We start from the raw sequence: 14,474 nt of genomic DNA, 5'->3' as shown, positions 1-14,474 counted from the left end.
TTTTGTAGATGGTTTTTGATGGCGCTGAAAAATTATTCCTTAAAGCTATATTTTACCACTCATAAACATTTACAAAATTGTTTGTGATGACGTCCCCGAGGGATATTACGCAAAAACCCCGATAAAAAATTATCGGGGTCCTTTATTCAAAAGTAAATTTAACTTACAAACTTGCTAATGCATTGTTTAAAGTTTCACTCGGACGCATTGCCTTACTTGCCAATTCATCATTTGGATTATAGTAACCACCAATTTCTTGTGGTTTACCTTGAGCACCAATTAATTCCTCATTAATCTGAGTTTCTTTTTCAGTCAACGCTTTTGCCAAAGGTGCAAATCTTGCCTGCAATTCAGCATCCTTAGATTGAGCAGCCAAAGCTTCAGCCCAATACAAAGCTAAATAGAAGTGAGAACCACGGTTATCAATTGTACCTAATTTACGTCCCGGAGATTTATCTGTGGCTAAGAATTTAGCATTAGCTTCATCTAACGCATCAGCTAAAACCTGTGCTTTTGTATTGTTTTGAGTTTGCGATAAATGCTCTAAAGAAGCTTGAAGCGCTAAAAACTCACCAAGTGAATCCCAACGTAAATAACCTTCTTCAATAAATTGCTCAATATGTTTAGGTGCAGAACCACCAGCGCCAGTTTCAAATAAACCACCACCATTCATCAGCGGAACAATAGATAACATTTTAGCAGAAGTTCCTAATTCTAAAATCGGGAATAAATCTGTTAAGTAATCACGAAGTACGTTACCAGTAACCGATATCGTATCTTCACCTTTGCGAATACGCTCTAAAGTAAATTTGGTTGCTTCAACAGGTGCCAGAATACGAATATCCAAACCATTTGTATCATGATCTGCTAAATATTTTTTCACTTTAGCAATGATTTGACTATCATGTGCTCTGTTCTCGTCCAACCAGAAAACTGCAGGCGTTTCAGATAAACGAGATCTGTTAACGGCTAATTTAACCCAATCCTGAATTGGTGCATCTTTAGTTTGGCACATACGGAAAATATCGCCTTGCTCTACCTTTTGGTCGAAGAAAACCTTACCATCCGCATCCGTAACGCGGATAACACCTGCTCCAGTTGCCTGGAAAGTTTTATCGTGAGAACCATATTCTTCAGCTTTTTGTGCCATTAAACCAACATTTGGTACAGAACCTATAGTAGTCACATCGAAAGCACCATGAGCTTTACAATCATCAATAGTAGCAGTATAAACTCCGGCATAAGAACGATCTGGAATTAATGCGATAGTATCTTGTGGCTTACCATCTTTATTCCACATTTGGCCCGAAGTACGAATCATTGCAGGCATCGAAGCATCAACAATTACATCACTTGGAACGTGTAGGTTCGTAATGCCCTTATCAGAATTTACCATTGCTAAGGCTGGTCCTTTTTCAATTGCCGCAGCTAAATCTGCTTCAACTTCTGCCTGTTGCGCATTACCTGCAATTTTCGAATAAACATCTCCTAAACCATTACGGGTATCAATGTTTAATTGTTTAAATAAATCAGCATATTTAGCAAAAACATCAGCAAAATAAACTTCTACAATTGCACCAAAAATAATTGGGTCAGAAACCTTCATCATCGTTGCTTTTAAGTGCGCCGATAATAAAACACCAGCAGCTTTTGCCTCTTCAATTTCTTTAGCAACAAAAGTTTTTAATGCTGATAAACTTAAGGCAGAGCTATCAATAACTTCTCCTGCCTTTAATGGCGCTAAACCTTTTAATTCGGTTACCGCTCCATCAGCTGCAACAAATTCAATTTTAAATTGAGATGCACTTTCGATTGTGGTAGATTTCTCCGAACCGTAAAAATCGCCTTCGCTCATGCTGGCAACTCTTGTTTTAGAATCTGCCGACCATTTACCCATTGAATGTGGATTAGCCTTTGCATAATTTTTAACCGCTTTCGGCGCTCTTCTATCCGAGTTGCCTTCACGTAAAACAGGGTTTACTGCCGAGCCTAAAACTTTTGCATATTTAGCTTTTATTGCCTTTTCCTCTTCACTTTGTGCGTTATCCGGATAATTTGGAATAGCAAAACCTTGCGATTGTAATTCTGTAATTGCACCAACCAATTGCGGAATGGATGCAGAAATATTTGGTAATTTAATGATGTTAGCTTCTGGTGTTGTAGCCAAGCCACCAAGTTCACTTAACGCATCACCAATTTTTTGGTCGTCTTTTAAATACTCAGGAAAGTTTGCCAAAATTCTTCCTGCTAAAGAAATATCTCTGGTTTCTACATCAATACCTGCTGACGCGGTAAAAGCTTGTACAATAGGTAAAAGTGAATAGGTTGCCAACATTGGCGCCTCATCGGTTTTGGTGTAGATAATTTTTGATGTATTTGACATGTTTTAATTTGATTTTTACTAATTATTAACAAGAAATTGGACTTTCAATAAAATCCAAAATTTTTAAATCGCCTAAAGATAAAATAAACAGATGAATTAAGGAACATTGTAACGTTAATTCTCGGTTTGGATAAAACTGAATGTGTAAAATTCATAGGCATCACAGATTAAATAAATTATAGAGCAAATTGTTTAATCGATCTACAAAAACTTCTAACTAATATCTGTGTTATTCTTATTCAAGAAATAAATCTTTTCTCATAATACGCAATATGAAAAAACAATTTTTATACGCCACGCTCCTATCATCAGCTGTGCTGGCAAGCTGCCAATCGGGCTCAAAATCAAATTCGCAAAGCGATAGTTTAGGAAGCGATACAACTGCTCAAACCGCTGTTACAGATTTGAACCTTCCTGCTCCGGATACTACTGCATCTAAAAATAAATTTAGTAAAGTTATCGGTTGGCCAGAGGGAAAAACTCCAATTGCTCCCGAAGGCTTTGTGGTTACCAAATTTGCATCGGGCATTAAAAGTCCACGAAATATGATTGTAACGCCAAATGGCGATGTGCTGGTGGTTTTAACCAACTCAGAAAGAAGTACGGCCGAAAAGATTGCTGCTGCAGTTACTGGAAAGTCAAAATCGGAAGTTCCAGGTAAAAGTGCAAACACAATCATATTATATCGTGATGAAAATAAAGATGGAAAACCGGAAACTACGACCACATTTTTGGAGGGCTTAAATCAGCCTTACGGGATGGCAATAATTGGCAATAACTTTTATGTTGCGAATACAGATGGCTTATGGCAATATCCGTATAAAGCTGGCGATACAAAAATTACGGGCCAGGGTAAAAAGATTTTAAGTTTGCCTGCTGGTGGCTACAACAACCACTGGACAAGAAATCTAATAACCAATGCCGATAAAAGCAAAATCTACATAACCGTTGGTTCTGGAAGTAATGTTGGCGAAAACGGAATGGAACATGAGGTTAGAAGAGCGAATATTTTAGAGGTTAACCCTGATGGCACTGGCGAAAAAGTTTACGCAAGTGGATTGAGAAATCCGGTTGGTGTAGATTGGGCACCTGGAACAAATATGTTATGGACAGCTGTTAACGAAAGAGATGGTTTAGGTGATGATTTAGTACCTGATTATATTACAAGTGTTAAACCTGGTGCATTTTATGGATGGCCTTATGCTTATTTTGGTCAGAATGAAGACCCACGTTTAAAAGGTCAGAAACCAGATTTAGTTAAAAAAACCATTGTACCTGATGTTCCAGTTGGTTCACACACAGCATCTTTAGGTTTAGCTTTTTATAAAGACTCAAAATTCCCAGATAAATATCAAGGCGGTGCATTTATTGGTCAGCATGGTTCATGGAACCGTTCTAAAATTTCTGGTTATAAAGTTGCCTTTGTTCCATTTAAAAATGGTAAACCAACAGGCAAACCAGAAGATTTTTTAACCGGATTTATTGCTAATCAAGAAAAAGCAGAAGTTTATGGCCGACCAGTTGGCGTAACCCTTACACCTGATGGTGCTTTATTAGTGGCCGATGATGTGAGTGGCGTAGTCTGGAGAGTAGCGGCTAAGTAATAATAATTTTCAAACTTCTCTAAGCAGATTAAAATTGTAATTTTAGTCTGCTTTTTATTTTAACAACACCATAAATATTTCCCTTTTGAAATCAATTTTTACAATAGTTATTCTCTTCATTTCATTATCAGCCGCTGCCCAGATTTCTAAACCAGATACTGCAGCAAAAAAACTGAATGAGGTTGTAGTTAAAGGATATTACAATAATGAACAAATTATCCGTTCAGTTTCGGCAGTAAGTTTAATAGATAGTAATCTGCTTAAATATCAACCAAAAAACTCAATGGTTAGTGCTTTAAATACTGTGGCTGGAATTAGAATGGAAGAGCGCTCACCAGGAAGTTATCGTTTATCACTTCGTGGAAGTTTATTACGCTCTCCTTTTGGCATTAGAAATATTAAAATTTATGTTGATGATTTTCCACTAACAGATGCGGGTGGAAATACCTACTTAAATCTTATTGATGCAACCGCGATTCAGCAAATCGAAATATATAAAGGTCCTGAAGCCAGCATTTTTGGCGCAAATACTGGTGGTGCAGTTTTAATAAATAACCCAGAATTTACAAATAATATTCAGGCATCAATCACTGGTGGTTCTTTTGGCCTTTTACACCAAACGGCAAGTTTTTCTCATCAGTTTAAAAATTATGGTTTTAGTTTTAATCAAGGGTATCAAAAAAGCGATGGCTATCGAGAAAACAGCGGCATGGAACGGAAGTATTTCCAAACTAATCATCAATGGAATTATAACCAATCTGGTATTTTAAAGGCTTTTATTTTTTACAGTGATTTAGCTTATGAAACACCTGGTGGATTAACGCAACTTCAAATGGATTTAAATCCGCAACAGGCAAGACCCGCTACACCAACAATCCCTGGAGCAGTAACACAACAGGCAGCAATATATAATAAAACCATTTTTGGAGGTTTATCAAACGTTTATCAATTCAATGATAATTTTAAACACGTTGTTTCGGTGTTCACTTCTTATACTGATTTTAAAAATCCATTTATAACCAACTTTGAAAACCGATATGAAAGTACGCTAGGTCTAAGAACGTTTTTAGAGTATAGAAAATCCTTCAACAATTTAGTTTGGAACACCCAATTAGGCTTAGAAAGTTCTGCAACAAGAACACAAATCAAAAATTTTAATAATAACGCTGGTATTGCAGGTTCAATGCAAGCATATGATGATTTAAAAGCTTATCAGGATTTTGGCTTTTTTAGAACAACCATCGATATAGATAAAAATTTACTGGTTGAACTTGCGACCAGCTTAAATTTTTTCAAATATAAATATCAGAGCTTTTTCCCGGCTTTAGTAAATGTGAAGGAAAGAAAATTTTCCGAACAGTTTATGCCTAAGTTGGCAATTTCCTATTTAATTAATCAAAATATAGCTGCAAGAGGCTCTATAAGCAAAGGTTATTCGCCACCTACAATTGCCGAAGTTCGATCATCAGATAACAACATAAACAATAATCTTCAGGCAGAAAATGGCTGGAATTATGAATTTGGGTTGCGATATAAATCTTTAGATAATAGATTTTACATTAACACCAATGTTTATCAATTTCAATTAAAAGATGCTATTGTTAGACGTTTAAATGCAAACGATACAGAATTTTTCATAAATGCTGGCAGAACGAACCAAAAAGGAATTGAACTGGAAACAGCATTTTGGATATTAAAAAATGAAACTGGTTTTCTAAATGCATTAGAAATTCGTAGCAATTATACTTTGAGTAAATATTCTTTTGAAGAGTTTAGTAATGCGACTACTGACTTTTCGGGCAATAAATTGACAGGTGTTCCGACTAATGTTGTAGTAAGTAGCTTGAATATTCAGTTAAAAGGTGGGTTCTATATTTTTGGGCAACATAATTATACATCATCAATACCTTTAAATGATGCTAATACGGTTTTCGCAAAAAAGTATAACTTAATCGAAGCTAAAGCTGGCGTAAATGCTTTAAAGGTTGGCAAGGTAAATCTTAATATTTTTATTGGAATCAATAACCTACTCAACGAAATGTACAGCTTAGGAAATGATTTAAATGCGGTAAACAACAGATATTTCAATCCGGCTGCAACTCGAAATTATTATCTCGGCACTACTGTTAAATTATAGTGCCTTATATGAAAAATTCAGATAAGGCACTGTAATTAAAACTGTCGACATTTTTCATGGGATGTAGAGTCAACAGGTTAGACGACTTATTTAGTTTGTTTGGTTTATTAATTTTTGTTCTTTTAAATTGATTTCGTTTACTACAATTTCTATTGAGTACCTTTTACTTCCATCTTTTGCTTCGTAAAAATTATTGAGTAGGCGTCCTTCGATACTTATATAAGTTCCTTTTTTAATTACCCTTTCTGCCAATTCGGCCTTTGCCCCCCAAAAAGTTAAGGTAAACCATTGTGTTTTTTTTAATTTCTTGCCCCGAGGAAGTTTTGTAAGAATCGTTAACTGCTAATTGAACTTTAGCTAACTTTTGTTTACCTGAAAGGTTTTTAATTTCTGCATCTGCACCAGCAAATCCGCTTAATTCTACTTTGTTTGTGATAGTATCCATTATATAAAAATTTAGTTTCTGAATGTTTAACGAACAGTAGCCTTAATTGACTACCGACAGAACAAAGTTGCAATTACTCTCATTACTTATTCGGTTTATAAACACTTATAGTCGTTTATAAGCGTTTATATTCGGCTACAAGGCTGATCATAATGTATTTAATTTCATAGTTTTATATATTTTACTAATTTTATCCATCATCCCATAATTTAAAGTTTTAAAAAATTATGGACCGTTTATGTCTTGACTGTGGCAAGCCTGTTAAAGGGCGTGCCGATAAGAAATTTTGTGACGACCTCTGTCGTAATAACTATAATAACCATATTAAAGCGGAAGACAATACAATTGTTAAAGCTGTAAATTTGATTTTAAAAAAAAATCGCTCCATTCTATGTACCTTTAGCCCTGATGGTAAGACTAAAGTAAGCCGGAACAAGCTATTAAGTGCCGGCTTTAATTTGGATTATCACACTTCTATACATCAAACCCAAAGCGGAAATACTTATATTTTTTGCTACGAATACGGGTATTTAGCAATAAATGATAATGACATTTTAATTGTAAAAAAAGAAAATTAGCCAGTCATTATGTTTTTTTTATTTGATTTATATTGTCTTGAATGGCAATTAAATATTTCGTTTTATACCCTATGGTTGGTCAAATTAGAAGATTAATTTTGATTAGACATAATAAGCGTAATGGAACAATCTTTTAACTCAATCAGAAGTGAGCAAGTTTCTGCATACGTAAAAACTTTAGAAGCACAGTTAGCTGAAGTTACTGAGGCAATAAGAAGCATTATGCTTTCCATTGATGATGATATTTCAGAACACATAAAATGGAATAGTCCAAGTTTTTACTATACAGGAAAAATGAAAGACTTTGATGCTAAAGAATATAAAAGGGATATTGCCGTACTAAACCTTAACAGGAATCGAATTATGCTTGTATTACCAACAGGTGCAAGAATTACTGAGGGTTTAGATATATTGGAAGGTAAATATGCAGATGGACGGCGACTAATCATTTTTAAAGACTTAGATGATGTTTTAGCCAAGGCAGAGAAAATCAAATTAATTGTCAAAAACTGGCTACAAGGCATCGAAAAACATTAGCGGTCAAGTTTAGGCTTGACCGCTAATGTTTTAATCAATTTTATTATTTGAATTCACTTAAGTCTACAATTTTATCAGGGTCGCTTTCTTTTAAAAAAGATGTACCGTTTGCATTTTTATACCAGGTAAAATTATTATTAAAGTTTGCCATATTCTCTGGAGCGAGTAATTTCTCATTCACCTTTAAATCTACAGATTCACCAGTTTTGTAATTGGTTTGGTAAAGCGTAGTTTTTGTGGCAAAAACAAGTGTGGTTTTATCTTCCGAATATAAAATGAACCTTCCTTGAATACGCTCTGCATCATTTTGTCTTTTTACCGGATAAACCCTTCCGTTTATAATGGTTACCACATAATCATTATTCAAAAGAAAAATGCTCAAACTAAGTTCTTCCAAACCTTTGGTAATTTTACTATCATTAGCTCCGCTCGATGGTCTATCTAATTTAGTTACTTCGATTTGTCCATTTCTTGAAGAAATAATGTAATACGGAGCTACTAACCCAGAGCTATCAGCCACCTGAACAATTGCTGCAGTTTTCTGAGTATTCAAAAATCTCGGCTGCTTAAATATACTCACAATCGGCTTCGGATCGTTTTGAATCACAATTACTGTATCCCTATATTTTACGTTGTAGGTTATTGCCTGAACATTTGATGAATCAACTTTAGAAAAAGTTAAAATATCCTTTTTACCATTTGGTGTCGTATTAAAATTTTCGTCGCCGGTAAAAGCTTTTGCTTTAACAGTTTTTTCTAATTTCGATTCGCTACAAGAGAAAAGAATTACAGATAATAAGAGTAGATAGGTTGCTTTCATAAAATAGATACTTTTTCGCTAATTTATATTTTTATTGTCAATTCGATAGCCGTTCTAAACATTTAATAAAATAGAATCAGTCCGCCGCAAAAATATTGACGAAATTTTCAATCAGTTTTTTTTTTATTTTTAGTGAGAGAATTATAAAATGCCATCAGTTTCAAACTTCATAAATACTAACAAGAAACCTATTTATTATGGGTTTATTTTGGCTGCATCCCTACTTTTATTAAAATGGATGGAGTTGCGTTTTCATATTATTAGTAACGCTTTTGAAATTTACGTTGGCTTAATCGCTATAGTTTTTACAGCATTGGGCATTTGGTTGGCAAAAAAATTAACCAAACCAAAAATTCAAACAGTTATCATCGAGAGAGAAAACACTGTCGAAAAAGACCTTAATTTCATTATCAACCAAAAAGCCATTGAAGTTTTTAATTTAAGCAAACGAGAATTGGAGGTTTTAAATTTGATGGCAGAAGGTTTAAGCAATCAGGAAATTGCCGATAGGTTATTTGTATCACTTAACACCATTAAAACACACAACTCAAAACTATTTGAAAAAATGGAAGTTAAACGCCGAACCCAGGCAGTAGAAATTGCAAAAAGGGTTCAAATCATAAAGTAAATAAATAATGGCAATTAAGTATTAAATGTCAGTACATTTTTCAAAATCATCCTAAAGTATGACTGATAAAAATTCAATTTGAGACAAATTTGTATCAAAAATAAGAAGATGAAAAAAATTGTATTAGTATTTGGATTAATTTCTGGCGTGATTGTAAGCAGCTTAATGCTTGTGAACATGATTAACCATGACAAGAATTTTGAAAGTAGCATGATTATTGGCTATGCCTCTATGTTGCTTGCATTCTCTTTTATATTTGTTGGTGTAAAAAGTTTTAGAGATAAGCATAATGAAGGGATTATCACATTTGGAAAGGCATTCAGAATCGGACTTTTTATTACACTAATTGCCTCAACCATGTATGTAGTTGTTTGGATGTTTTATTATTATCTATTTATTCCTGATTTTATGGATAAGTACACTGCTCAAATGTTATTGGAAGCTAAAAAAAATGGCGCTACAGCCGCCGAGCTAGCAGTAAAAAGCTCTGAAATGGCAGGCTACAAAGAAATGTACAAGAATCCTCTTTATGTAGTGCTTTTAACCTATTCAGAAATTTTGCCAATAGGATTAATTATTTCTTTGATTAGTGCTTTGTTTTTGAAAAAGGCAATTGGCTAAGTAACTGAAAGTGGTTGATTAAAAATTATTTATAATTAACTAATTATTTAGTTTATTTTTTTATATTTAATTAGCCAATCTTGTTATTATGAGAACTTATCTAACTTTTCTATTTTTCCTTTGCTCTTTAGCAGCAACTGCACAAACTGTAAATTTTAACATTGAAGGAAATGTTGAAAATACCGAAAGTGCAAATTTTGCATATCTAACAACTAAGACTCAGCGACGCCCTATAGCGAGTGACAAAATTTTTATGTCAACCCCTATTGTAGATGGTAAGTTTAGCTTTAAAGGAGCGTTTGATTTGGGCGACAAAAAATTTCAACATGCTACAATATTTATTCATAAACGGGGAGATGTAAGTAAGGAAGAAGCTGCTTCAAGGTTTGCAAATATGATATGGACTTCTTATAAACCTAATATGAGGAACATAATATTAGAGTCTTTAAAAATAAACATAAAAGATATTCAATCTGTAAAAAATGCTGTTATTGTCGAAAAAGGTATTTTAACAAATCATTTAGATAGTCTGGAAGAAGCATCAAGAAAAGGTAATAGAAAATTGATTTCTGCAATCAAGAAATATCCAAATTCTCCTATAAGTTTTAGTATAGTTCAGGGCATAGCGGCGGATTTGCAGACTGATAATCTAGATGTCATTGAAAGTGATAAAGGTTTACCCCTAGAGTTATTTAGCCAACTTTCTCCTGCACTTAAAATGAGTAAGGAAGGCTTAGTCCTAAAGAAAAAAATTGATACCAAAAGTAAGTCAAATCTTAAAAAATTAGCAGTTAATGATAATGTAAAAACTGAATCAATATTAAATAATAGTGGCGATAGGAGTTTAAGGTTATATGCGGATACAAAGAACATAAAAGATTTACCATTTAAAGTCTTGGTAGTTAAAACTGATTTAGCAGGTTACAAACTGGCCAAAGATACCCTCTTCATTAAAGATAAAGGCTTAGATTTTAAAATAGAACTTAATGAACCACAAGTTTTTCAGCTAAGTTTTTATTGGAAGAATAAAAAAATTACTTCGACTCGATTTACAGCGGCTTCGAAAGAATATAAAATCACTTTTGATAGCGATCTAAAGCCAACAGTAAAAGGCGAAGACCCTAACTATGTAAAACTCATTAATGAAATTCAAGTTGCAGAATCTGACGCATATAAAGGTGGAAATGAATTGTTAGAGGACCTGAATTACGTAGGACAGCCAATTAGCCTCGTTGAAGAAAGGATTTCCAAGGTGACAGATTCAGTGAGCTTACAAGTTGATGACCAGGTTTATCTTGCTTCTGTTCTAAACTACAGAAATTCTCCAGCGGCAATTTTTGCGCTATGGAGGTATGCAGACAAACCCTATTCAAACCCAAGACTAAAATCACAGCCGAACTTAATCGATTCTCTTTTCAACTTGTTGAGTCCAGAAATTAAACAGCTGCCAGTTGCTCAAAAATTGAAACAACGTATTTCCTCCGACAAAAATTTTGAAGTGGGTAAAATGCTTGCCGATGTTGAGTTGCCGGATGCTAACGGGAAAAAGTTTAAAATAAGTGATTTTAAAGGAAAATATGTTCTTGTTGATTTTTGGGCGAGCTGGTGTACGCCTTGCAGAGCAGAAAATCCGGCGTTAATTAAAGCTTATAATAAGTATAATGCTTCAGGCTTTCAGATTTTTGCGGTAAGCAGAGATAAAGCATCAGCGAAATTAGAATGGCAGGAAGCCATTAAAGCCGATAAAGTAAATTTGTGGCCGCAATTAAGTGATTTTGAAAATATCGCCCAAAAAATTTATAATGTTGAGACAATACCGATGAATTTCCTGATTGATACAAAAGGTGTAATTATTGCCAAAAATTTAAGAGGTGAGAATCTTGAAAAAGAATTGAAAAGGATTTTTGAAAGTAAATAAAATAATGGTTTGGTTTTTGTGCTTTTCAGAGAAATCAACTATTATGAAAAAAATAATCATCCTTGGCGTTGTATTATGTCTTTTTAGCGCCTGCCTAGAAAAAATTAATTTAGATACATTGAAAAACACAAAGTGGGAGCTTAGCAGTATAACGGGGATAACTTTACCTGAGCATGCAAAAGCAACCTTAAATTTTGGAGATAGCTTAAATGTTAGCGGAAAATCTTTTTGTAATAATTATGGTGGCCAAGCTGAAATTATCGAAAACAAAGTTGCTCTAAAAAATTTATTCAGCACCAAAATGTTATGCCAAGATATAGATTCTTCTGAACGTGCTTATTTGAATGCATTGAATGAAATTAATAATGTGAAAATTTCCGATGGTAAACTACAATTATTAAAAGATGAAAAAATATTACTGATTTTTACTAAAGTAAATTAACATTTAACATCTTAAAAAAAGCCCGAATAAAAATTTTTAGTACTTTCGGGCTTTTGCTTAATCTCCATAAATGCCATTATTATTAATTAAAGAAGATTTAAAGTTCTTTTTCTCAACCCTGAGAAAGGCATTCAACTTGTTCCAAAAAAACGATCCTTTGCGATTAGCCGGAGCTACTGCATTTTTTACAAACTTTGCTTTACCACCAATTTTAATTATCCTGATAAGACTTTTTGGTTTGTTTACCGATAGAAGGATGTTAGTTACCAATATTTTCGATAGGCTGGCAAATATTTTAGACGAAGATAGCATCAAGCAAATCAGGTTAACCCTAAGAAATATTCGCGGCATAGACCAGGAATGGTATGTTACTTTATTAAGTTTTGTATTCTTTTTATTTGTTGCAACAACCCTTTTTAATGTAATAAAAAATTCTCTTGAGCAAATTTGGAATATTGGCATGAATGGCAAAAAGGGAATTGTGAACACTTTAAAATCACGGGCAATTTCAGTTACAATTATCTTATTAGCCGGTATATTATTTTTGTTGGGATTACTTGCAGATAGCATTCAAGCTGTAATCGGTTCTTATTTAAAAACTAATTCGCCATCATTCGAGCTTGTGGCAACATCAATTATAAACCAAATAGTTTTTGTAATTATTGTAACTGCATGGTTTACCATTTTGTTTAGGTTTTTAACTAATGGCCGACCAACGTGGCGTGCGGCAATTTCAGGCGGTTTATTAACAGGTTGTTTATTTACAGCAGGTAAGTATATTTTGAGAATTTTGCTACCGTTAAGTAACATCAGTAATATTTATGGTTCGGCAGGTTCTATAATTGTAATTATGCTGTTTGTTTTTTATTCTTCATTGATATTTTATTTTGGAGCTTCGTTTATTAAAGCATTAAGTGTTGGCAGAGAAACGCCAATTATACCAAAAAATGGTGCCTTTGCGTATGAGTTGACAGAAATTGAAGACGAAATGGTTGGGCATAAAAAAAGGATAGATCTTTAAATCTATCCTTTTTTTTAATAACTTGTTTTCTAATTTACGGTAGGAACTTTTTCATATCCTTCCATTTCAAAAACTGCAAGCTTATTGAGTAAATTGTAATGTAATGTTCCGAACAGATTTACCAATCCATCGTTACTTTTACCTTCCATCCATACGGATTCTTTAACTACTTCGGTATTTTTGTTAACCTGATTATTAAAAATGTTATTTTCATCTTTAATTATCAAATCGTTAACATCAATCCTAAATTCGTTTAACAATGAGATGAAATTTTGGCCTTTAAGTAATAGTTCCTTTAAATTCATAGTTAAATATTTAAGGTTTGTTATTACTGATAACCGCCGCGATATTAATTTAGTTTTAAGTTTTTGTAAAAAAATTACAAAATCCTATAACCGATTCCAACTGTAAACAAATTCAGTTTCGTATCCGGATAACCAGTTTTGGCAATATTAGATAAACCAAGTTCATAACGGGCATCAAAGGTTAATTTTCTAATATCTAAACCGGCTCCAAATTGCCATGCAATTGCCTGATTCTTGAAATTTGCTTTAAAAACATTTCCAGCTGCTTGTCCGAAACTTTGGTTTTCATCCAAAATTAATGAAAATGCAGGCCCGGTATTTAATCTTAAACCCACACCCGCAGCACCAAATTTAGTTCCAATCAATAAAGGCACATCTAAACTTGTAAAACTAACCTGGTTAACATCGCCTGTGGCATTGCTTACCAGATTTGTTTTTTTACCAGAAATATACGCCTCTGGTTGAAAATGAAGACCGCCTGCTCCTACTCTTGCCCACAATCCCCCATAAAATCCAGTTCTATTTTTACTGCTAAAAGTATTTTCACTATCAAATTTAGAGAAATTTGCTCCTGCCTTAAGCCCAAGTTGAAAGGTTGGCAAAACCTGTGCACTGGCGAAAAAGCCTGTTAAAACACAGGCAAGGGTTAAATAAACGGTCTTCATAGTTTAAGGGATGATTAAGTTATAAATTAATTGGTAGCATTATTAATCGCTTCTTGCTCTTTCAATGCATCTACATTGTTTTTATCTCCAAAATTTTGTGTTTTATTAGCAAAATAGTCTAAAATACCCGAAATGGTATCCAAGTTATCGGCAAGGTTTTGATGAATATCTGGTAAATCCTTTTCAAGTCTGCTATCGCTAAGCTCGATATTATCTACTTCGATTTTACCAATTTTCTGAATAAGTGCCTGTTGAGAATTTTGTAAATCTTCTAATTCACGCACTATCTTTTCCATTAATTCAAACTTTTTTAAAGTATTCATAGGTTCTTATTTTTAATTATTAACTATATCATTAATAAACCAATACC

At 33.6% G+C, this 14,474-nt stretch carries 15 protein-coding genes; 8 read left to right on the top strand and 7 right to left on the bottom strand.

Annotated features, from left to right (window positions below):
• Window positions 1-163 precede the first annotated feature (163 nt).
• Window positions 164-2,383, bottom strand: a complete 2,220-nt coding sequence (locus QWY86_RS06510) for an NADP-dependent isocitrate dehydrogenase (RefSeq protein ID WP_290239989.1) — start codon at window positions 2,381-2,383, stop codon at window positions 164-166.
• Between the two features lie 272 nt (window positions 2,384-2,655).
• On the opposite strand from QWY86_RS06510, the gene QWY86_RS06505 reads away from it, so the two are divergent.
• Window positions 2,656-3,987, top strand: coding sequence for a PQQ-dependent sugar dehydrogenase (locus tag QWY86_RS06505; RefSeq protein WP_290239987.1), 1,332 nt, complete (start codon window positions 2,656-2,658; stop codon window positions 3,985-3,987).
• 85 nt (window positions 3,988-4,072) lie between these two features.
• Window positions 4,073-6,124 carry a TonB-dependent receptor gene (locus tag QWY86_RS06500; protein ID WP_290239984.1) on the top strand — a complete coding sequence of 684 codons (2,052 nt, stop codon included), beginning with the start codon at window positions 4,073-4,075 and terminating at the stop codon, window positions 6,122-6,124.
• Between the two features lie 90 nt (window positions 6,125-6,214).
• Here QWY86_RS06500 and QWY86_RS06495 read toward each other — a convergent pair whose 3' ends face one another.
• Window positions 6,215-6,376, bottom strand: coding sequence for a single-stranded DNA-binding protein (locus QWY86_RS06495; protein ID WP_290239982.1), 162 nt, complete (start codon window positions 6,374-6,376; stop codon window positions 6,215-6,217).
• Window positions 6,357-6,569 carry a single-stranded DNA-binding protein gene (locus QWY86_RS06490; RefSeq protein WP_290239980.1) on the bottom strand — a complete coding sequence of 71 codons (213 nt, stop codon included), beginning with the start codon at window positions 6,567-6,569 and terminating at the stop codon, window positions 6,357-6,359. The genes QWY86_RS06495 and QWY86_RS06490 overlap by 20 nt, the downstream gene beginning before the upstream one ends.
• 698 nt (window positions 6,570-7,267) lie before the next feature.
• Between QWY86_RS06490 and QWY86_RS06485 the strand changes: the two genes are divergently transcribed.
• Window positions 7,268-7,684 carry a DUF1801 domain-containing protein gene (locus QWY86_RS06485; protein ID WP_290239978.1) on the top strand — a complete coding sequence of 139 codons (417 nt, stop codon included), beginning with the start codon at window positions 7,268-7,270 and terminating at the stop codon, window positions 7,682-7,684.
• A 43-nt stretch (window positions 7,685-7,727) separates the two neighbouring features.
• On the opposite strand, the gene QWY86_RS06480 is transcribed toward QWY86_RS06485, so the two are convergent.
• Complete coding sequence (locus QWY86_RS06480) at window positions 7,728-8,504, bottom strand: hypothetical protein (RefSeq protein ID WP_290239976.1); 777 nt, start codon at window positions 8,502-8,504, stop codon at window positions 7,728-7,730.
• Between the two features lie 148 nt (window positions 8,505-8,652).
• On the opposite strand from QWY86_RS06480, the gene QWY86_RS06475 reads away from it, so the two are divergent.
• The 5 genes from QWY86_RS06475 (at window position 8,653) to QWY86_RS06455 (ending at window position 13,134) form a co-directional block, all read left to right on the top strand.
• Window positions 8,653-9,132 (top strand): response regulator transcription factor, encoded by a 480-nt coding sequence (locus QWY86_RS06475; protein WP_290239975.1) that lies wholly within the window; start codon window positions 8,653-8,655, stop codon window positions 9,130-9,132.
• 108 nt (window positions 9,133-9,240) lie between these two features.
• Complete coding sequence (locus QWY86_RS06470) at window positions 9,241-9,753, top strand: DUF4199 domain-containing protein (protein ID WP_290239973.1); 513 nt, start codon at window positions 9,241-9,243, stop codon at window positions 9,751-9,753.
• 88 nt (window positions 9,754-9,841) lie between these two features.
• On the top strand, window positions 9,842-11,671 hold the full coding sequence (locus QWY86_RS06465; RefSeq protein WP_290239971.1) for a peroxiredoxin family protein: 1,830 nt from the start codon (window positions 9,842-9,844) through the stop codon (window positions 11,669-11,671).
• A gap of 43 nt (window positions 11,672-11,714) precedes the next feature.
• Entirely contained in the window at window positions 11,715-12,113 is a 399-nt protein-coding gene (locus tag QWY86_RS06460) for an META domain-containing protein (RefSeq protein WP_290239969.1), read from the top strand.
• Between the two features lie 70 nt (window positions 12,114-12,183).
• Window positions 12,184-13,134: a YihY/virulence factor BrkB family protein gene (locus QWY86_RS06455; RefSeq protein WP_290239967.1), complete on the top strand. Its 951-nt coding sequence runs from the start codon at window positions 12,184-12,186 to the stop codon at window positions 13,132-13,134.
• A gap of 29 nt (window positions 13,135-13,163) precedes the next feature.
• On the opposite strand, the gene QWY86_RS06450 is transcribed toward QWY86_RS06455, so the two are convergent.
• From QWY86_RS06450 to QWY86_RS06440, 3 genes are all read right to left on the bottom strand, one after another.
• Window positions 13,164-13,439, bottom strand: coding sequence for a hypothetical protein (locus tag QWY86_RS06450; RefSeq protein ID WP_290239965.1), 276 nt, complete (start codon window positions 13,437-13,439; stop codon window positions 13,164-13,166).
• A 74-nt stretch (window positions 13,440-13,513) separates the two neighbouring features.
• Entirely contained in the window at window positions 13,514-14,104 is a 591-nt protein-coding gene (locus QWY86_RS06445; protein ID WP_290239963.1) for a porin family protein, read from the bottom strand.
• A 26-nt stretch (window positions 14,105-14,130) separates the two neighbouring features.
• Window positions 14,131-14,427, bottom strand: coding sequence for a hypothetical protein (locus QWY86_RS06440; protein WP_290239961.1), 297 nt, complete (start codon window positions 14,425-14,427; stop codon window positions 14,131-14,133).
• Window positions 14,428-14,474 lie beyond the last annotated feature (47 nt).

It is taken from the genome of Pedobacter aquatilis (assembly GCF_030409415.1).
Lineage (GTDB): Bacteria > Bacteroidota > Bacteroidia > Sphingobacteriales > Sphingobacteriaceae > Pedobacter > Pedobacter aquatilis.
The sequence above is the reverse complement of the archived record's forward strand: the minus strand, read 5'-3'. Positions and strand labels throughout refer to the sequence as shown.

What these genes read in the sequence shown, in the direction of transcription:
- QWY86_RS06510 (WP_290239989.1), bottom strand. Translation starts at nt 2,383, where the DNA reads ATGTCAAATACATCAAAAATTATCTACACCAAAACCGATGAGGCGCCA.
- QWY86_RS06505 (WP_290239987.1), top strand. Translation starts at nt 2,656, where the DNA reads ATGAAAAAACAATTTTTATACGCCACGCTCCTATCATCAGCTGTGCTG.
- QWY86_RS06490 (WP_290239980.1), bottom strand. Translation starts at nt 6,569, where the DNA reads ATGGATACTATCACAAACAAAGTAGAATTAAGCGGATTTGCTGGTGCA.
- QWY86_RS06485 (WP_290239978.1), top strand. Translation starts at nt 7,268, where the DNA reads ATGGAACAATCTTTTAACTCAATCAGAAGTGAGCAAGTTTCTGCATAC.
- QWY86_RS06480 (WP_290239976.1), bottom strand. Translation starts at nt 8,504, where the DNA reads ATGAAAGCAACCTATCTACTCTTATTATCTGTAATTCTTTTCTCTTGT.
- QWY86_RS06475 (WP_290239975.1), top strand. Translation starts at nt 8,653, where the DNA reads ATGCCATCAGTTTCAAACTTCATAAATACTAACAAGAAACCTATTTAT.
- QWY86_RS06470 (WP_290239973.1), top strand. Translation starts at nt 9,241, where the DNA reads ATGAAAAAAATTGTATTAGTATTTGGATTAATTTCTGGCGTGATTGTA.
- QWY86_RS06465 (WP_290239971.1), top strand. Translation starts at nt 9,842, where the DNA reads ATGAGAACTTATCTAACTTTTCTATTTTTCCTTTGCTCTTTAGCAGCA.
- QWY86_RS06460 (WP_290239969.1), top strand. Translation starts at nt 11,715, where the DNA reads ATGAAAAAAATAATCATCCTTGGCGTTGTATTATGTCTTTTTAGCGCC.
- QWY86_RS06455 (WP_290239967.1), top strand. Translation starts at nt 12,184, where the DNA reads ATGCCATTATTATTAATTAAAGAAGATTTAAAGTTCTTTTTCTCAACC.
- QWY86_RS06450 (WP_290239965.1), bottom strand. Translation starts at nt 13,439, where the DNA reads ATGAATTTAAAGGAACTATTACTTAAAGGCCAAAATTTCATCTCATTG.
- QWY86_RS06445 (WP_290239963.1), bottom strand. Translation starts at nt 14,104, where the DNA reads ATGAAGACCGTTTATTTAACCCTTGCCTGTGTTTTAACAGGCTTTTTC.
- QWY86_RS06440 (WP_290239961.1), bottom strand. Translation starts at nt 14,427, where the DNA reads ATGAATACTTTAAAAAAGTTTGAATTAATGGAAAAGATAGTGCGTGAA.